Consider the following 17,487-nt stretch of genomic DNA (forward strand, 5'->3'; position numbering starts at 1 on the left):
TGTCATAGTAATTAATTTTACTATATTTTTACTTATTTGAACAAAAAAGTAAGCCATACCAAGTATGTCTTACTTTAAAAATCAATTAATTACCATAATCCAATAATCTTCATCCAGCCCAAACCAAAGACAATAAAGAAAGCGATGTAGAACAAACCGAGAATGAAATTCATCTTCCACCATTCACCTTGTTCAACGTAGCCACTACCTGCTAACACTGATGCAGGACCATTTGCATAGTGTGTAGTTGAAGCCATGATTGCTGAAAACATTGCTAAAAACATTGCTGCAGTCATCTTTGGTGCACCAGCACTTAAAGCAACAGCTAAGAATGGGCCGTACATTGCAGTGTTGTGGGCAGTCGCACTAGCGAATAAGTAGTGAGTGTAGAATAGTAAGATACCTAAAATAATTACAACCATAATCCAGCTTTCGTGACCAACTGATTTAGAAATAGTATCTGAAAGCCATTTAATGAAGCCGAACTTAGTTAAGCGGTTTGCCATGTAAACTAAAATTGAAAGCCAAACTAATACGTTCCAGCCACCCTTTTCAGTTAAGAAGTCGTCGTTTGATAAAACACCAGTAAGTAAAAGAAGTGACATTGAAATAAAGGCAATCAAAGTTGCATCAAGTTTAATTGAACTTGAAAGCATCCATAAAATTAAAGTTAAGAGGAATATACCAGCCATGCACATTTCAGGAGCTGATAACTTACCCATCTTCTTCAATTCTGCACTAGCCCATTCCTTAGCATTAGGTGTTTCCTTAATTTCAGGACCATACATCTTATAAATAAAGAATGGGACAACCAATAAAGCAATAAGTGCAGGAACACAAGTAGCTTCGAACCAGCCAATCCAAGTGATGTTAACTCCTAATGCCTTAGCTAATTCAACAGCAACTAAGTTAGGTGCCATCGCAGTCAAGAAAAGCATAGAAGTAATTAAGTTGGCATGGAATTCAACGAAAGTTAAAAATGCCCCCATCTTCTTACGACTTGGATCGTTTGGTTTAGAATCAAAATTTTCAGCTAATGATTCTACTAGTGGAAAGACAATACCACCAGCACGAGCGGTGTTAGATGGAGTTGCAGGACTAACAACTAAGTCAATTGCAGCAACTGCATAACCTAAACCTAATGACTTATGACCAAACCACTCAATGAAGTAAAAGGCAATTCTTTTACCAAGACCAGTCTTAATGATACCTCTTGATAACATAAATGCCATCGCAATGAGCCAAGCAGCAGAATTTGAAAATGCTGTTAAAGCAGATGCGTCAACAGTATGACCTTTAACAATTACATCCTTAATTGGAGCTAAACCTAAGAAAACAGTTAAAGTGTAACCAATTAAAGTAGTAGCAGCAATTGGAAGTGGCTTAAAAATACAGCCCATAATTGTTGCTAAGAAAATTGCTAACATGTGCCATGCTTGTACAGTAACTCCTGCAGGACGAATAGGAGTCGTGAACCAGAAAATCAAACCAACAATAATTGGAATGATGAAGCCTTTATAGTTCACCTTTTCCAAATGTTTCATAAAAAATCCTCCTGGGAAAAGTTCTTCCCGTTAACAAACTCGCAAAGTAGTAAGTGGTTCTTCGCTTGCTAAGCATTGCACAATTATTATACACTATTTTTTGCTTTATTTTTAAATATTTTAAAAAATATCCTATTTTTTCAACTAATTAAACGTTTTCAACAAATATATTATGATAGCGATTTTTTATAGTTAAAAGTTTCACATTCATAAAATAAATAAGAGCAATTCAACTTATAAAAAGTGAATTACTCTTATTTAAATATTCAAATAAACTTAAAGACCAATAATTTTCATCCAAATACCACCGATTACACCATAAAGGACAAGATAAAACAAACCCAAAACAAAACTCATTTTCCACCAATCTGTTTGCTTAACATAACCAGATGCAAACAAAGCTGTAGCAGGCCCACAAGAATAATGCGTTGTTGATTGATAAATTGCACCAGTAATTCCAAGCATGATAGCTGCAAACATTACTGGCACACCCTCGCCTTGTGCAATAAGTAAAAATGGAGCATACATTGCAACAACATGAGCTGTTCCACTAGCAAAAAAGTAATGTGTATAGAAATATACTAATACCAAGATAGCCATTACTAGCATGGGATTCATCCCTTTAATGGAATGCTTAATAAACAATTGTAACCAATGGATAACACCACCATGGACACTCAATTGACTAGCCATAAAAATTAAAATCGATAACCAAACAACAACATTCCAAGCACCTGTTTCATGCAACAAATCATCTGTTGTTAAAATTCCAGAAAGTAATAGTAAAGCAACTGCCAAGAAAGCAACTAAAGTTGCATCTAATCCAATAAAACTTGAAACCATCCATAAAGCCAAAGCAAGCACAAAAATTGTCAGCATCAACTTTTCAGCTATTGTCATCTTACCCATTTTTTCAAGCTCATGATCCGCCCACTGCTTAGCATTAGGGGTTTCTTTAATTTCTGGTGGATACATCTTATAAATAATGAATGGAACAACTAAAAACGCTATCAAACCAGGAACAAGTGCCGCAAATAACCATTCAAACCACGAAATATGAACGCCATTTGCTTCTGCAAGTCCGACTGCTGCAACATTTGGGGCCGAAGCTGTCATAAAAAAAGAAGATGAAATTGTATTGGCATGAAATTCATTATAAACCAGATATGAGCCAATTTTCTTTTCTGTACCATCCCCAACCTTTGAGCCAAAAGTCTCGGATAAAGATTGAATAATTGGTAATACAATACCACCTGACCGTGCTGTATTGCTAGGAGTTGCAGGTGCAACTAATAAATCAATTAATGAAAGTGAATAGCCTAATCCCAATGTTTTTTTACCAAAATTACGTACAAAAATTAAGGCAATCCTTCTTCCCAAACCAGTTTTTACAAAACCACGTGCAATCATGTATGCCATGGCAATCATCCACGGAGTTGAATCTGCAAACGCAGTAAGTGCAAATTTCATCTTGACTAAGCCAGTTAGCAAAATTAAGACATAACTAATAATAGCGACTCCGACAATGGGGAGAGGTTTGGTGATACATGCAATAATTGTTGCTAAAAATATTGCAAACAAATGCCAACCAGAAACACTAATTCCAGTTGGTCTAACTGCTGTTAGAAGCCAAAGTAAGACTCCAACAACAACTGGCACGATAAACCCACGGTAGTTTACCTTAGCCAAATTTTTCATAAAAATTCCCTCCTGATAGGCAAATGCCTATTTCCAAGTACGAGCCTTATTCGGGTTCGCCAGTATTGATTGGCCTCTTTATTTTACTTTTTTCAAATTTATCTTTGTTTTTTAACTTTTATAAAAATAAGAGGCGTCTAAAATAGACTCCTCTTATAAAATATGATTTTTAATTTTCACGGATAAACTTGGCCATTTGAATACCTGCTTGACGACCGAAAATAACAGTTTCAGCAATTGAGTTACCACCAATTCTGTTGTTTCCGTGAAGTCCGCCAGATACTTCACCTGCAGCGTAAAGACCAGTAATAACATTACCGTTAGTGTCAAGTACCTTGGTTTCTGGAGTGATGTGGATACCACCCATAGTGTAGTGAATTGCTGGGTGAACGTGTATAGCAAAGAATGGTCCCTTTTCAATTCCACGATCCATACCAGTAGTTCTACCAAATTCACTATCATCAGCAGCCTTAACTGCTTCGTTCCAAGTCTTTACAGTAGCTTCTAAGTTACTGCTATCCACGCCAATTTCACTAGCTAATTCTGCTAAACTTGCACCATGCTTAACTAAACCAATTGCATCGTAGAATTCAACCGCCTTAACATGGTCACGAATACCCTGGTCAAAGATTAAGTATGCACCATCTTCATTTAAGCCAGTAATTGCGTTTGAAACAATCTTACGAGTGTTAAGTTCGTTAACAAATCTTTTACCAGCACGGTTAACTAAGATAGCACCTTCACCGCGGACAGCTTCCCCGATTAAGAAGGTACGGGCACCATCAGTTTGAGCAGTTGGGTGAACTTGAACATATTCCATTTGCATAAGTTGAGCATCAACTGCTTCAGCAAGTTTCAAACCGTCACCAGTAGCACCTGCTTGGTTAGTAGTCTTGTAGTCAACTAAGTCGGGACGGTATTTCTTCATCATTTCTTTTGAAGCACCAAAACCGCCAGAAGCAAGCAAAACCGCCTTAGCAGCAACTTTCTTAAGGCCTGATTCTGTTTCTACTTCAATACCAGTAACAGCCTTACCAGTTTGAACAAGCTTAGTAACCTTAGCCTTGTTGAAGACTGGAATATCTTCTTCTTGAATCTTCTTAAGTAAACCAGTAACTAAGTAGCCACCAACTGGAGCCATTGAAGCTGGACGGTGAGCACGCTTTTTGCTCATACCACCAGTAATGGTTAAGTCAGTTAAGTCAATACCGTGATCTTCAAGCCAAGAAATAGCAACAGCTGAGTGATCAACAAAGTATCTTAACATGTCACGGTCGTTTAACAAACCGCCACCTTTTAAAGTTTCTTTGTAAAAGTCTTCTTTATTATCAATAATACCTTGGGCAAATTGAACATTTGATTCAGAAGCATTCATACCTGAAGAAGCTTTATTAGTGTTACCACCTAAGCCTTCATTTTTTTCAAAGACGGCAACCTTTAAGCCTAACTCATGTGCTTGCATTGCTGCAGTTAAACCAGTACCACCAGCACCAACAATAACTGCATCATAACTTTCAGCAATTTCAGAACTATCTTTTGGTGTGAAAACAAATTTCGCCATCAAGAATTCTCCTTTAATTAGTCTTCTGGCTTACTACGGTCGATGTTAGTCATCTTGAGTAAGTCCATCCATTCATCGTATTGTTCTTCGGTAACTTTACCAGACTTAAGTGCTGCTTCACGTAAGGTTGTACCTTCCTTGTCAGCAGTTTGAGCAATAGTTGCTGCTTCGTGGTAACCAATGTGTGGTGACAAAGCAGTAACAGTCATAAGTGAGTTTTCAAGTAAGTCATCCATCCGGTCAGCATTAACAGTTAAGCCATGAATCATTCTATCAGCAAAACCAGTAATTGTACCAGTTAAAATGTCACAAGAATCAAGGAAGGCTGCAATCATCACAGTCTTGTATACGTTCATTTCGAAGTTACCTTGTGATGCAGTAAAGGTAATAGTAGTGTCGTTACCAAATACCTTTGCGGCTGCCATAGTTACTGCTTCTGCTTGAGTTGGGTTAACCTTACCTGGCATAATTGATGAACCTGGTTCGTTTGCAGGAATGTTTAATTCGTTGTAACCAGCTCTTGGACCTGAAGCTAAGAAACGAATATCTTGAGCAATCTTAAACATATCAGCTGCTAAAGTCTTAAGTGCGCCGTGCATTACGTCAATACCTGAGTGGTGAGCTAAGCCCCAGAATTTGTTAGTATCAACTTTGAATTCATGACCGTAAACCTTTGAAAGCTTACCGGCAATCTTCTCAGTCATACCTGGTGCAGCATTCAAACCAGTACCAACAGCAGTACCACCAATAGCTAATTCGTATAAAGTTGGCTTTAATTGACGAATGTATGCTAAGTCATGCTTTAATGCTGAAATGTAGCCGGAAACTTCTTGACCAAAAGTAAGTGGAGTTGCGTCTTGAAGGTGGGTACGACCAACCTTAACAGTCTTCCAGTACTTGTTTTGCTTTTCTTTTAATTCGTTAATTAGATGTTCAATTGCAAGTTCAAGCTTATCAATTGCTTCAACAGCAACAATGTTCATTGCAGTTGGGTAAGTATCGTTTGATGATTGACCACGGTTAACATCATCGTTAGGTAAAATGTTAAGACCTGGGTGAAGCTTGTTAGCTAAGTTGGCAACAACTTCGTTAACGTTCATATTACTTTGAGTACCTGAACCAGTTTGTAAAACGTGAAGTGGGAAGTCCTTACGTAATTCTCCATCACTTAATGAAAGCAAGTGGTCAATTGCATCTTCAATTGCCTTACCCTTTTCTTCAGGTTCATCCCCAACTTCAACGTTAGATTGTGCAGCAGCCTTCTTTAAGTGAAGGAAGGCACGGATAATTTGAAGTGGCATTAATTCACCACTTGGGAAGTTATTGCGACTTCTTTCAGTTTGTGGACCCCATAATGCTTCCTTAGGAATCTTAACAGGACCAATAGTATCGCTTTCAATTCTGTATTCTTGTTCAGCCATTTTAAATAATCTCCTTACTGAAATTTAGCTTTTTGATAGCGCTAACAGCTTTATTATACACCTATCTTGTTTAAATATTCAAAAAAACTAGAGATATTTTGAAATATTTGAACAAAGCTATACCTCTATTAAAAAAGTCCTTGTACAAAAACACAAGAACTTTGAGAAAAAATTAACGAACTTGATGGTTAAATTTATTTGCTAGCAAGTCACCAACAACTTGAGTAATAAAAATTAAAATAATAACTAAAATAGTTGCTACTAAAGTAACATCATTATTAAAGCGATTATAACCGTAAGAAATTGCAGTATTACCTAGACCACCGGCTCCGACAGCCCCAGCCATTGCAGTTAATCCAATAAGTGAAATAACCGTCACAGTAGATACACGAATCAATTCGCTTCTTGCTTCTTTTAAATAAATTTCAAAAATAATATCTTTAGTAGTCGCACCAAGAGATAAAGCTGCTTCAATTTTACCTGGATCAATTCCTTTAAGGGCAACTTGAACTTGCCGAGCATAAAATGGAAAAACTCCTAGAGTTAATGGAACAAGAGCTGCTTTTATACCAATTTGTGTACCAACAATTTTTTGAGTTACAGGTGCAATAAAGGCAAGAAGAATTACAAAGGGAATTGCTCTAAAAATTGAAACGATTTTATCAGCTAAGTTATACCAAAACTTGTTTGCTAAGATTCCGCCTTCTTCAGTTAAGACTAAAATTACACCAAAAATTAGTCCTAAAAATCCACCAAAAATAGCTGACCAAAATGTCATAAACAAAGTTTGAAAGATTGCAGTTCCCCAACCTGCATCCCCACTCCAACCAAGAGAAAAGACATTAGGCAAATATTGTTGTAATAAATTAATCATTTACTTGTCCCCTTTCATCAAGTTTAGTTACCAATACATTTTCTTGAGCTAAAAATTCTCGAGCTGCTTTTTGTTTTTCAAGATCACCTTTTAACAAGACAACCAAGGTCCCAATTGGTTCTTCATTCAAAAGTTCAACATTTCCATACAGCATACTTACTTCAACACCAAGTTTTGAATACAATTCGATAATAATCGACTTAGTTACGTTACTTAAAGAATAAGTAAGTTGATAAATAGCTTCATTTTCAGATAATTTATCCAAGTTAAGTTTATTAAGAGTTGAAATTGCAGCGGAAGAGCCCCCAACAAAGTTTCTTGTTAATTCCTTTTTTGGTTCTAAGAAAATTTGCTTTAAGCTTCCTTCTTCAATTAAGTGACCATGTTCCATGACTGCCACGCGATTGGCAATCTTCTTCACAGCTTCCATTTGGTGAGTAATTAAAACAATTGTTAAACCCAATTCTTTGTTTAATTTCTTTAACAAGTCAAGAATTTGGTTAGTATTTTGAGGATCAAGAGCACTTGTAGCTTCATCTGATAATAAAATTTCTGGATCGTTAGCTAAAGCACGAGCAATAGCCACACGTTGTTTTTGCCCACCAGATAATTGACTTGGATAAAAGTCAGCCTTTTCTTTTAAATCAACTAATTCAAGTAGACGCAAACTTTTTTCTTCAATTTCTTCATCAGATAAGTTACTATGACGCAAAGCAAATGCCACATTTTCTAAGACACTTGTTTCATTTAAAAGATTAAAGCTTTGAAAAATCATTCCGATTTTACGGCGGCGTTTTTGCAATTCTTTCCCTGAAATAGCGACTTGGCCATTTTTGACAAATGATGTACCTTGAACAATTACATCACCTGCACTTGGTTTTTGCAGCAAGTTAATTGTTCTAACTAAAGTTGACTTTCCAGCTCCAGAGAAACCTAGAATTCCAAAAATATCACCTTTTTGAATTTTTAAAGTTACACCATCTACAGCTTTAATAGTTTCTTTCTTTTGTTTAAAGGTAACAGAGATATTATTTAATTCGATAATGCTCATATTTGCCTCCTATTTAATCTTGATATCCCAACCAGTTAATTCAGTATTTCCATAATACTTTTTAACTAATTCTTTAGTCTTCTTTGTTTGGTAAGCCTTAACTACATCAAGATAAATTTGCTTATTTTTATCGCTATTTCTTGCTGCAATCAAGTTAATCCATTGCTCACTATCTTTGTTAACAGGTTCAACATAGATTGTTTGCTTATCACCTAGCCCTGCTGGGGCAGCATAAGAGTTGTTTACTACAGCAGCATCGACAGATTTGATAATTCTACCAGCTCGATCAGCTGCAACTTCCTTAATTTGTAATTTTTTCGGATTAGAAGTAATATCTGCAACACTAACAATTTTTTTCCCACTCTTAAGTTTAATCAACCCAGCATTTTTGAGAACGTATAACGCACGTGATTCATTAGATGCATCATTTGGTACTGCTATAGTTGCTCCTTCTGGCAAGGATTTAATTGATTTATATTTCAATGAGTAAAGGCGAATTGGAGCAATAATAGTTTTACCTATTGAAACAACATTTGCCTTATTAGCCTTGTTCCATGCATCTAAGAATGCAAAATGTTGAAAGGCATTCAAATCAATATCACCATTTAGCAAGGCCTTATTAGGCTGATTGTAATCAGTAAAATTCTTAATCTTAATGGTAATACCATATTTTGCTTTTGCAGCTTTTGCTACACTATCCCAGATTTTAGCGTCTTCTTTAGTTTGGCCAACAACACCAATAGTGACAGTCTTAGTATTTTCTTTTGGTGCTTGATAAACAAAACTAAAATATCCTGCAACTAGCAAAAAGATAGCAAATATACTAGCAATAATTCGATTCTTTCTCCGCTTTTTTTTCATTTTATAAAACCTCTTTCTTCAAACAAAAAAGCACTCATCCCAAAAGGACGAGTGCTCGCGTTACCACCTTTAATTCGTCTACTACTTACATAGTAAACCTCAATAAGTATCTCTAGAAATACCTTGCTTTGTTAACGAGAGCAACCCCGCTAATGACTAAATATCGCCATTAGTGATCATTCCTAGCCCATATTCATCAAAGACTCAAGTCTCCCTTTCACCTAACGGAGCTCTCTAAATCATGAAATTACTTCAACTACTCTGCTATTCAAGATCAAGATTAATTAATTAAATTTGTTGATACTAGATTATAATGTTTCTCTAATCATGTCAAGAAAAATTTGTTTGAAATATTAATTTATTTTGATTAATATAATTTTTAATAGGAGGTAAATATGATTAAAGAATTTAAGGATTTTATTTCAAGAGGTAACGTTTTAGATTTGGCAGTTGGTGTAATTATTGGATCTGCGTTTACTTCAATTGTCAACTCATTAGTAACTAACTTATTGAATCCATTTTTAGGATTATTTTTAGGTAAGATTGATTTATCTAACCTTATTCTTAAAGTTGGCGGAGCTAGTTTTAAATTTGGTAGCTTTATCAATTCTATAATTAATTTCTTAATTATTGCATTTGTAGTATTCTTAATTGTAAAGAGTGTTAACAAGTTAATGCCAAAACCTGAAAAAAAGCCAGCTGGTCCTACTCCAGAGCAAGAATACTTACGAGAAATTCGTGATTTATTAAAAAATAAATAATCATATATTTAAAGGCCCTTGAGGCCTTTTTATTTTACCAAAAAATATTGCAATAATTTCTAAAATTCGGGAAAATTATTTTTGTGCTTAATTTAGAAAAAGGGAGTTTAATTATGGGAAATTTTTTCTTATGGATATTTTTATCCATTATTGGCTATTTCATAGCCAAAAAGTGGTTATTTAAAGCTCAACCACATTCTATTAGAATTTATGCGGTAGTTTTTAGCATTTCAGCATTAGGGTTGGCTGTTACTACTCACCCTACCACTAAACCGACAACACATTATCTTGTGAAAAAAGTTAAGGCTGATAATTTTTCCAGCAATAAGGCCGCTAATGAAAGTTTAAGTGCTGAAAAGTCTAGCTTACAAGAACAAGCAAATCAACTAAAAGAACAAGTTTCTAGCGCTGAAGAAGAATCTGACGCAATCGCCAGTTCAAAAGAAGCTCAATCTAGTAAAGCTGCAGCTAAGGCTCAAGCTGAAGCAGAAAGTAGCTCAATTGCTCAGGCTAAGGCTCAAGAGCCAAAACAAAACACTAGCAAAACTAATCAAGGCGACTTGAATACTGCAACTACTGGAAGAATAGTTGGAAATGCACATTCAAAAATTTATCATGTTCCAGGTCAAGCTGGTTACAGAATGAATAGCGCAAATGCAGTGTATTTTAATTCTGAGCAAGAGGCTATTGCAGCTGGATATAGAAGGGCTAAAAGATAATGAAAAATAAAAAGTTATTAATTTCTATCTTACTCACCATTTTATTTTTTGGAGCTGGAATTAATGGCAACCTTAATTCTACACAAGAAAGTCAAAAGCCAAAAGTTATTACTAAAGTCAAATATGATAAAAGTGAAGTTAAAAAATCAGATCAACTGGATGATGAAAATTCTGAACTATCTGATGATATTCAAGAGTTAAAAACTCAAATCAGGGATTATAAAAAGGCCCTTAAAAAGTTAGGAAAAACTGCTCAAACTGATTCAGCAAAAACAGAAACTGCTAGTGCTAATTTAGCCAGCTTAAATTATAGTGGCAAAGACATAATCACTGTCAATAATAATAACCCATCATTTACCAAGTCAGATTTATCAACAGCTAATGGCGCATGGCAAAGTTATGGTGACTTAGATAACTTAAATCGTGCATCAGCGGCAAATGCTCTACTTAATGTAAGCTTAATGCCAACAGCTAAGCGTGAGCCATTACATGTTAATCCAACTGGCTGGCATAACAAAAAAATCAGTGGTGGCTGGCTCTATAACCGTTGTCACCTAATTGGCTATCAGCTTACTGGACAAAACAATAATTGGAAGAACTTAATTACCGGTACCCGCCAATTAAATGATCCAGATATGCTCAAATATGAAAATGAAGTTGCAAATTATGTAAAGCAGTCCAAGCATCATTTTGTACGGTATCGTGTGACTCCAATCTTTAGAGGAACTGAATTACTTGCACGCGGAGTTCAAATGGAGGCTCAGTCGACTGGCGAAAATACGGTTCATTTCAATGTATATATTTTTAATGTGCAACCTGGCTATAATTTAAATTATAGTGATGGTACAAGCCAAGTTGCATAAAACATAAAAAGGTATTTAGCTCGAGTTGTTGTGATACTCAGGCTAAATACCTTTTTGATTATTTTTTCTCTTTAACAATATAAATTGGACGATGTTTTACTTGTAAATAAATTCTGCCAATATACTTACCGACAATTCCAATACATAGCAATTGAATTCCACCTAAGAAAAGAATAATTGAAACCATTGATGCCCAACCAAAAATACTACTCATAGGTGACATAATCTTTCTAATAATAATAAAGATTATACTAATCACAGAAATTGCTGAAGTTACTGAACCTGTCCAAACAGCCAAACTTAAAGGTGCTTGTGAAAAGTCACTAATTCCATCCATAGCATATTTAAACAATTGCCAAGTTGACCAATCACTTTCTCCAGCAACTCTTTCTACATTGTGGTAATCAAGATACTTGGTCTTAAATCCTACCCAAGAAAAAATTCCTTTAGAAAATCTGCTATATTCTCTCATTGAAAGAATTGCATCGACCATTTGACGTGTCATCATTCTAAAATCACGTGCACCTGGAACAATTTCTGTGTTAGAAATTTTATTGATACACTTGTAGAACATATCACTTAAAAATGACTTAATCTTCGCTTCGCCAGTTCGGTCCACTCTGCGTGTTCCGATACAGTCATACTCTCCACTTTGTAATTCCTTATACATTTCTGGTAGAAATTCTGGTGGGTCTTGCAAATCAACATCCATCACAACTACATAATCACCTGTTGCAGCATCAAGCCCAGCTAACAATCCAGCTTCTTTACCGAAGTTTCTTGAAAAAGAAATATAGTGAACATGCTTTTCGTCTTTTTCATGTAAGGCTCTCATCTCTGAAAGTGAATTATCATGTGAACCATCATTTACAAACCAATATTCAGGTTCAATATCCATTTTAGTTACTACTTTTTGGACTGCATCATAAAATAAAGGGATTGATTCTTCCTCATTATAACAAGGAACGATAATTGAAAGTTTATCCATTTTTTTCCTTCTTTAAACAAAATTCACTATTCATTATACCAATAAAACACTTACAATATCCATCATTTAATCAAAAAAGAAGCCTATTACAGCTTCTTACAATTCTTCTTTTTTGAAAGTAAATACTTTATTAACAACAAACTGAAGCATAGTTGCTAAAAATGTTGAAATTACTTTGACAACCATTTCATTTTGATGCATTAAAGTTACAAAAATAAATAAACAAGTTGTGGTAATTAAAGTTGTAATTTGGCCGATAATATAATATTTAATAAATCGACTTAACAAGTGATCACGAACATGAAAATTCAAATAAGTATTCATATAGAAGTTATTGACTAAAGCACAACTTGAACTAATAAAGTTAGCTACTTCAACTGGCAAAGCGGTAAACTTGGTTAACAGCCAAAATAAACCAAAATCAATAAACAGACCAAATACGCCAATAAAGCCATAAATCACAAATTCACGAAAATCGTCTGACTTAATCAGACTAATAATCTTTTCTATCATAACTACTTCCTACTTTCTAAGATAGGTTAAAAAGCTGTAATCATATGGATTATTTTCATCAGCTGTAAACGTTTCTCTTTTTATTAATTTAAATGCTGAATAGTCAATTGCTGGCATTGTAGTATCGGCCTTAAAAATTCCATCAATCTCGGTTTTTTCAAGGCAATCTACAATATCTTTCAATCCTTCAAACACACTCACACCACCAATAACAGCTATCTGTTCTTCTTTATGAGCGGACAAGTACTCTCTTAATTGCTTCATAGAAGTGACAAAATCTACTTGACTGTTATTTTGAAATTTCTCAATTAGTGCTTCATCGTGTGTTAATACCAAGTGCTTTCGCTTCGGTAAAACAAATGGCAAACTGAGAAAAGTGTTCTTCCCCATCACCATCGTCTTGCCCATTGTTTTTTCTTTAAAATGTGCTAAATCAGCTGGTAAATGCCAAGGAAGATGTCCCTGATAGCCAATTTGATGCTGATTATCTTCAGCCCAGACAAAACTGATCATATTTTTCTCCTATACAGCTACTGGTGCTTTAATAACACCATGATGTTTATAATCCAGCACCTTGATATCTTCCATTTCAAAGTCAGAAATATTTTTCTTAGCTGAATTAAGCCAAAGTTTTGGACTATCAAAAGGATCGCGTGCTAATTGTTTTTCAACTTGATCAAAGTGGTTTTTGTAAATATGAGCATCGCCTAGTGTGTGGACAAATTCACCCACTTCAAAACCAGTTTGTCTTGCAACTAAACTTAAAAGTAGTGAATATGATGCAATGTTAAATGGTACACCCAAGAACATATCACCACTGCGTTGATAAAGCTGCAAGCTTAGCTTATTATCTGCAACATAAAATTGGAACAAGGTATGACAAGGAGGCAGTGCACTTGTTGGAACATCCTCTGGATTCCAAGCAGAAACAATCATTCTTCTTGAATCTGGGTGAGTTTGTAATTGATTTAAAACATCTTGAATTTGGTCAATGCTGCCGCCAGAGCGTTTTTTCCAGTGGCGCCACTGCGCACCATAAACATCACCTAAATTACCGTACTTTTCAGCAAAAGCTTCGTCTGACAATATGCGTTCAGTAAATAGCTTCATTTGTTCATCATATAGCTTCTTAAAGTCCGCATCTTTTTGACTTCTAAGACCAAAATCATTCATATCAGGTCCTTGGTATTCAGGTGAATTAACCCAATTCTTAAAGGCCCATTCATCCCAAATATGATTTTTATGTTCTAACAAGAACTTGATATTGGTATCACCTCTTAAAAACCAAAGAAGTTCACTTTTAATTAAACCAAAAGGAACTTTCTTAGTAGTAACTAAAGGAAAGCCTTGAGATAAGTCAAATCTCATCTGAGCTCCAAATTTTGATCGAGTGCCTGTTCCTGTTCGATCAGTTTTATCATGACCTGTTTCCATGATATTTTTTAATAAATCCAGATATGGTTGTTCTAAGACCGCCATAAAATCGCTCCTTATATTTACAATGTTTCTAGCTTATCATATTTCAGACTAATTGATGTCCAAATTAAAATAAATATAATAAAATACTCATAAGGAGGAATAAAAAAATGATATTTTCTATCTCAACCCTATTAATTGCAATTATAGTTGTCGTATTAATTATCTTTTCTTGTTCAATTGTGCCACAAAATTATGAAGGTTTAGTGGAGACTTGGGGAAAATATTCTAAAACTGAAAAGGCGGGACTAATTTTTATCATTCCATTAATTCAGCGAGTTCGTAAAGTATCACTCGCACTTCAACCCCTTGAAATTAGTAAATATTCAATTATCACCAAAGATAATGCTGAAGTTTCAACTAGTTTGACATTGAATTACCAAGTAACTGATTCATTCAAGTACTTCTACAACAACACAGACTCAGTTGAGTCAATGGTTCAATTAGTTCGGGGACATTTGCGTGACATTATCGGTCGAATGGACTTAAATGATGCCTTAGGTTCAACTAGTCAGATTAACGCTCAACCTGCTGATGCAATTGGCGACTTAACCAATGTTTATGGTATTCGAGTAATCCGGGTAAACGTTGATGAATTACTTCCAAGTAAAGAAATCCAACGTGCAATGGATAAGCAATTAACTGCAGATCGTGAAAAAACTGCTACAATTGCTAAGGCTGAAGGTGAAGCTCGTAATATCGAATTAACTACTAAGGCCAAAAATGACGCCTTAGTTGCCACTGCAAAGGCTAAAGCAGAAGCAATTAAAACCCAAGCAGATGCGGAAAAATACCGAATAGAACAATTAAAAGCTGCATTAGCTGATGCTCCAGATGATTACTTTAAGAATCAAAGTATTGCTGCATTTAAGGATTTAGCCAAGGGTGAAAACAATCTAATTGTGATGGATAAGGACAACTTAACGCAATTAGGTAACATCCCTGCTGTTAGAGAAATTTGGAAAAAGCAAGATCAAGATTAGTTAGCTACAATTAAATTGCATAAAAAAGCCATCTCAAGTTGAGATGGCTTTTTATTTACTTATTCTTTTTATGCATTCTTCTGAAATAGTATTCTGTTGCACTTGCTAATAATACCAAGGCACCAACTGTCACTGAAACTCTTGTTTCATCATTTAAGAACATAAAGAATACAATTAAAACTAAAATAGCAAAAGCAAAGAAATTTGAATATGGATATAGTGGCAACTTAAATGGGTGTTTTTTCATAATTTCTGGATTATGTTTTCTAAACTTATATTCAGCAAGCAAAATAACAAACCAGGCTACCATCCCTGGCAAAACAGATGAACTGTAAACAATAACAAAGATTTCATCCATAGTCTTGTTAATGGTTGAAAGAATAAAGTTCAATACAAATCCAATCAAAATCCCAGAGGTAATCCCCACAATTGCCTTACTTGGGACAATCTTCTTAGAAATCTTTCCAAATATTTTTGGTGCATCACCCTCATTCGCCAACTTAAAAAGCATTCTACTTGAAGAGTAAATCCCACTGTTAGCACCTGACAAAGCAGCTGTTAAAACAACAAAGTTGATTATTGAAGCTGCCCCAGTAATCCCAACTTTAGTAAAGGTTTCTACGAATGGTGAACCAATAGCTGAAAGTTGGTTCCATGGATAGATAGAAACAATTACAAAAATTGCTCCAACATAGAAAATTAAAATTCGCCATAAAACTGACTTTACACTTTTAACTACTGCTTCCTTAGGATTTGCTACTTCACCAGCACTAATCCCAATTAATTCAATCCCTTGGTAAGAACCAACAATAATTGACATTGAAAAAATGAATCCCTTTAGGCCCCCAGTGAAGAACCCACCATGACTCCATAAATTACTAAAGCCAACAGGTTTCCAATTGTTACCTAGTCCAAGTAAAATTACTAAAAGTCCAACAATAATCATTAAGACAATTGTAACTACTTTAATCATTGAGAACCAAAATTCAAGGCTAGCATAAGCCTTGGCACTAGCCAAGTTTGCTAAAAGTAAGAAGCCAATAATAATGATTCCAACGAGTAAAGCCGGGGTCTTTGGCCACCAAAACTTCAAATACTCAGTTGCCGCAACAACTTCACTAATTCCAACAACAATATATTGAAAAACAGCAGCCCATTCAGCCATATTACCTGCTAAAGGATGCACATATTCAGTTGCATAGTCGGCAAAAGAACCTGTCCCTGGGTTAACATAAAGCATTTCACCTAATGCTCGCATAACAATATAAAGAATAAGCCCAACAAAAATATATGCTAAAAGTACAGAAGGACCTGTCCATTTAATAGTTGAAGTTGACCCCATAAAAAGTCCGACTCCAATTGCTCCACCAAGAGAAATCATTTCCATTTGGCCGGCAGTCATCGAGCGTTTTAACTTTGGTGCATTATTTTCTGCCATGAATATCTCCTCCTACTTTCAAACCATGTCTTGAAATATACACAATTGCAGCTACTATCATGACTAATAAGCCTGCAATAACAGAAACTCTCGTTTCATTGTTAATAAACATGAAGCCGACAATGACTAATAACATTACAAATGCAAAATAATTTGAAAATGGATATAGTGGCAACTTAAATGGATGATTCTTTAACAATTCTGGATTATGTTTTCTAAAACGTAATTCTGCAAGTAAAATTACAAACCAAGGAATCATTCCAGGTAAAACAGATGAACTGAAGACGATAACAAATAAATCTTCAGTTGATTTGCTAAATTGAGATGCAAATACATTCAATACAAAACCAAGGAAAATTCCTGATGAAATCCCCATAATTGCTTTACTTGGAACAATATGCTTAGACAAATGGCCAAACATCTTAGGTGCATCACCTTCATGGGCTAATTTGAAAAGCATTCTACTTGATGAATAGATTCCACTATTTGCACCTGACAAGGCAGCGGTTAAAACCACAAAGTTAATAATTGAAGCAGCCGCAGTAATTCCCACCTTAGCAAAAGTCGTTACAAATGGTGAACCTAAGCTTGATAACTGATTCCAAGGATAGATTGTTACAATTACAAAAATTGCGCCAACGTAGAAAATTAAAATTCTAAATAAAACAGATTTTACACTTTTAACAACTGCTTCTTTTGGATTTTCTACTTCACCAGCACTAATCCCAAGTAACTC

Annotated in this window: 17 protein-coding genes; 4 read left to right on the forward strand and 13 right to left on the reverse strand. The window is 35.0% G+C overall.

Going from position 1 to position 17,487, the window contains the following annotated elements:
* Positions 1-89 precede the first annotated feature (89 nt).
* The 7 genes from FC45_RS02565 to FC45_RS02595 form a co-directional block, all read right to left on the reverse strand.
* A complete protein-coding gene (locus tag FC45_RS02565; RefSeq protein WP_057706356.1) occupies positions 90-1,544 on the reverse strand; it encodes a DASS family sodium-coupled anion symporter in 1,455 nt (484 codons plus the stop codon).
* Positions 1,545-1,820: 276 nt separating this feature from the next.
* Positions 1,821-3,242: a DASS family sodium-coupled anion symporter gene (locus tag FC45_RS02570; protein WP_057706358.1), complete on the reverse strand. Its 1,422-nt coding sequence runs from the start codon at positions 3,240-3,242 to the stop codon at positions 1,821-1,823.
* A 169-nt stretch (positions 3,243-3,411) separates the two neighbouring features.
* Entirely contained in the window at positions 3,412-4,803 is a 1,392-nt protein-coding gene (locus tag FC45_RS02575; RefSeq protein WP_006584834.1) for a flavocytochrome c, read from the reverse strand.
* Between the two features lie 17 nt (positions 4,804-4,820).
* On the reverse strand, positions 4,821-6,224 hold the full coding sequence (locus FC45_RS02580; RefSeq protein WP_006584835.1) for a class II fumarate hydratase: 1,404 nt from the start codon (positions 6,222-6,224) through the stop codon (positions 4,821-4,823).
* A gap of 172 nt (positions 6,225-6,396) precedes the next feature.
* Entirely contained in the window at positions 6,397-7,098 is a 702-nt protein-coding gene (locus FC45_RS02585) for a methionine ABC transporter permease (protein WP_057706360.1), read from the reverse strand.
* Positions 7,091-8,149 carry a methionine ABC transporter ATP-binding protein gene (locus FC45_RS02590; protein ID WP_006584837.1) on the reverse strand — a complete coding sequence of 353 codons (1,059 nt, stop codon included), beginning with the start codon at positions 8,147-8,149 and terminating at the stop codon, positions 7,091-7,093. Before FC45_RS02590 ends, FC45_RS02585 begins: the two co-directional genes overlap by 8 nt.
* 9 nt (positions 8,150-8,158) lie before the next feature.
* Positions 8,159-9,010 (reverse strand): MetQ/NlpA family ABC transporter substrate-binding protein, encoded by an 852-nt coding sequence (locus FC45_RS02595; protein ID WP_057706361.1) that lies wholly within the window; start codon positions 9,008-9,010, stop codon positions 8,159-8,161.
* Positions 9,011-9,405: 395 nt separating this feature from the next.
* Here FC45_RS02595 and mscL point away from each other — a divergent pair, with 395 nt between their 5' ends.
* The 3 genes from mscL (at position 9,406) to FC45_RS02610 (ending at position 11,353) form a co-directional block, all read left to right on the forward strand.
* Complete coding sequence (gene mscL, locus FC45_RS02600; protein WP_006584839.1) at positions 9,406-9,771, forward strand: large-conductance mechanosensitive channel protein MscL; 366 nt, start codon at positions 9,406-9,408, stop codon at positions 9,769-9,771.
* A gap of 113 nt (positions 9,772-9,884) precedes the next feature.
* Positions 9,885-10,490: a sunset domain-containing protein gene (locus tag FC45_RS02605; RefSeq protein WP_021350421.1), complete on the forward strand. Its 606-nt coding sequence runs from the start codon at positions 9,885-9,887 to the stop codon at positions 10,488-10,490.
* The gene (locus tag FC45_RS02610; protein WP_006588386.1) at positions 10,490-11,353 is read left to right on the forward strand and encodes a DNA/RNA non-specific endonuclease; all 864 of its coding nucleotides are present in this window, start codon (positions 10,490-10,492) and stop codon (positions 11,351-11,353) included. Before FC45_RS02605 ends, FC45_RS02610 begins: the two co-directional genes overlap by 1 nt.
* Positions 11,354-11,411: 58 nt before the next feature.
* Here FC45_RS02610 and FC45_RS02615 read toward each other — a convergent pair whose 3' ends face one another.
* The 4 genes from FC45_RS02615 to FC45_RS02630 form a co-directional block, all read right to left on the reverse strand.
* Positions 11,412-12,341 carry a glycosyltransferase family 2 protein gene (locus FC45_RS02615; RefSeq protein WP_006584842.1) on the reverse strand — a complete coding sequence of 310 codons (930 nt, stop codon included), beginning with the start codon at positions 12,339-12,341 and terminating at the stop codon, positions 11,412-11,414.
* Between the two features lie 96 nt (positions 12,342-12,437).
* Positions 12,438-12,854 carry a GtrA family protein gene (locus tag FC45_RS02620; RefSeq protein WP_006584843.1) on the reverse strand — a complete coding sequence of 139 codons (417 nt, stop codon included), beginning with the start codon at positions 12,852-12,854 and terminating at the stop codon, positions 12,438-12,440.
* A 9-nt stretch (positions 12,855-12,863) separates the two neighbouring features.
* Positions 12,864-13,367: a dihydrofolate reductase gene (locus tag FC45_RS02625; RefSeq protein WP_006584844.1), complete on the reverse strand. Its 504-nt coding sequence runs from the start codon at positions 13,365-13,367 to the stop codon at positions 12,864-12,866.
* 9 nt (positions 13,368-13,376) lie between these two features.
* On the reverse strand, positions 13,377-14,333 hold the full coding sequence (locus tag FC45_RS02630) for a thymidylate synthase (RefSeq protein ID WP_006584845.1): 957 nt from the start codon (positions 14,331-14,333) through the stop codon (positions 13,377-13,379).
* Between the two features lie 107 nt (positions 14,334-14,440).
* Here FC45_RS02630 and FC45_RS02635 point away from each other — a divergent pair, with 107 nt between their 5' ends.
* On the forward strand, positions 14,441-15,313 hold the full coding sequence (locus tag FC45_RS02635; RefSeq protein ID WP_057706363.1) for an SPFH domain-containing protein: 873 nt from the start codon (positions 14,441-14,443) through the stop codon (positions 15,311-15,313).
* A 55-nt stretch (positions 15,314-15,368) separates the two neighbouring features.
* Here FC45_RS02635 and FC45_RS02640 read toward each other — a convergent pair whose 3' ends face one another.
* Both FC45_RS02640 and FC45_RS02645 read right to left on the reverse strand, forming a co-directional pair.
* On the reverse strand, positions 15,369-16,751 hold the full coding sequence (locus FC45_RS02640) for an amino acid permease (RefSeq protein WP_006584847.1): 1,383 nt from the start codon (positions 16,749-16,751) through the stop codon (positions 15,369-15,371).
* Positions 16,738-17,487: amino acid permease (locus FC45_RS02645; protein ID WP_155517703.1), on the reverse strand; the 750-nt coding region annotated here is incomplete at its 5' end. The genes FC45_RS02645 and FC45_RS02640, both read right to left, overlap by 14 nt.

Origin of the sequence: Lactobacillus jensenii DSM 20557 (assembly GCF_001436455.1) — a bacterium.
Lineage (GTDB): Bacteria > Bacillota > Bacilli > Lactobacillales > Lactobacillaceae > Lactobacillus > Lactobacillus jensenii.

What these genes read in the sequence shown, in the direction of transcription:
- FC45_RS02565 (WP_057706356.1), bottom strand. Translation starts at nt 1,544, where the DNA reads ATGAAACATTTGGAAAAGGTGAACTATAAAGGCTTCATCATTCCAATT.
- FC45_RS02570 (WP_057706358.1), bottom strand. Translation starts at nt 3,242, where the DNA reads ATGAAAAATTTGGCTAAGGTAAACTACCGTGGGTTTATCGTGCCAGTT.
- FC45_RS02575 (WP_006584834.1), bottom strand. Translation starts at nt 4,803, where the DNA reads ATGGCGAAATTTGTTTTCACACCAAAAGATAGTTCTGAAATTGCTGAA.
- FC45_RS02580 (WP_006584835.1), bottom strand. Translation starts at nt 6,224, where the DNA reads ATGGCTGAACAAGAATACAGAATTGAAAGCGATACTATTGGTCCTGTT.
- FC45_RS02585 (WP_057706360.1), bottom strand. Translation starts at nt 7,098, where the DNA reads ATGATTAATTTATTACAACAATATTTGCCTAATGTCTTTTCTCTTGGT.
- FC45_RS02590 (WP_006584837.1), bottom strand. Translation starts at nt 8,149, where the DNA reads ATGAGCATTATCGAATTAAATAATATCTCTGTTACCTTTAAACAAAAG.
- FC45_RS02595 (WP_057706361.1), bottom strand. Translation starts at nt 9,010, where the DNA reads ATGAAAAAAAAGCGGAGAAAGAATCGAATTATTGCTAGTATATTTGCT.
- mscL (WP_006584839.1), top strand. Translation starts at nt 9,406, where the DNA reads ATGATTAAAGAATTTAAGGATTTTATTTCAAGAGGTAACGTTTTAGAT.
- FC45_RS02605 (WP_021350421.1), top strand. Translation starts at nt 9,885, where the DNA reads ATGGGAAATTTTTTCTTATGGATATTTTTATCCATTATTGGCTATTTC.
- FC45_RS02610 (WP_006588386.1), top strand. Translation starts at nt 10,490, where the DNA reads ATGAAAAATAAAAAGTTATTAATTTCTATCTTACTCACCATTTTATTT.
- FC45_RS02615 (WP_006584842.1), bottom strand. Translation starts at nt 12,341, where the DNA reads ATGGATAAACTTTCAATTATCGTTCCTTGTTATAATGAGGAAGAATCA.
- FC45_RS02620 (WP_006584843.1), bottom strand. Translation starts at nt 12,854, where the DNA reads ATGATAGAAAAGATTATTAGTCTGATTAAGTCAGACGATTTTCGTGAA.
- FC45_RS02625 (WP_006584844.1), bottom strand. Translation starts at nt 13,367, where the DNA reads ATGATCAGTTTTGTCTGGGCTGAAGATAATCAGCATCAAATTGGCTAT.
- FC45_RS02630 (WP_006584845.1), bottom strand. Translation starts at nt 14,333, where the DNA reads ATGGCGGTCTTAGAACAACCATATCTGGATTTATTAAAAAATATCATG.
- FC45_RS02635 (WP_057706363.1), top strand. Translation starts at nt 14,441, where the DNA reads ATGATATTTTCTATCTCAACCCTATTAATTGCAATTATAGTTGTCGTA.
- FC45_RS02640 (WP_006584847.1), bottom strand. Translation starts at nt 16,751, where the DNA reads ATGGCAGAAAATAATGCACCAAAGTTAAAACGCTCGATGACTGCCGGC.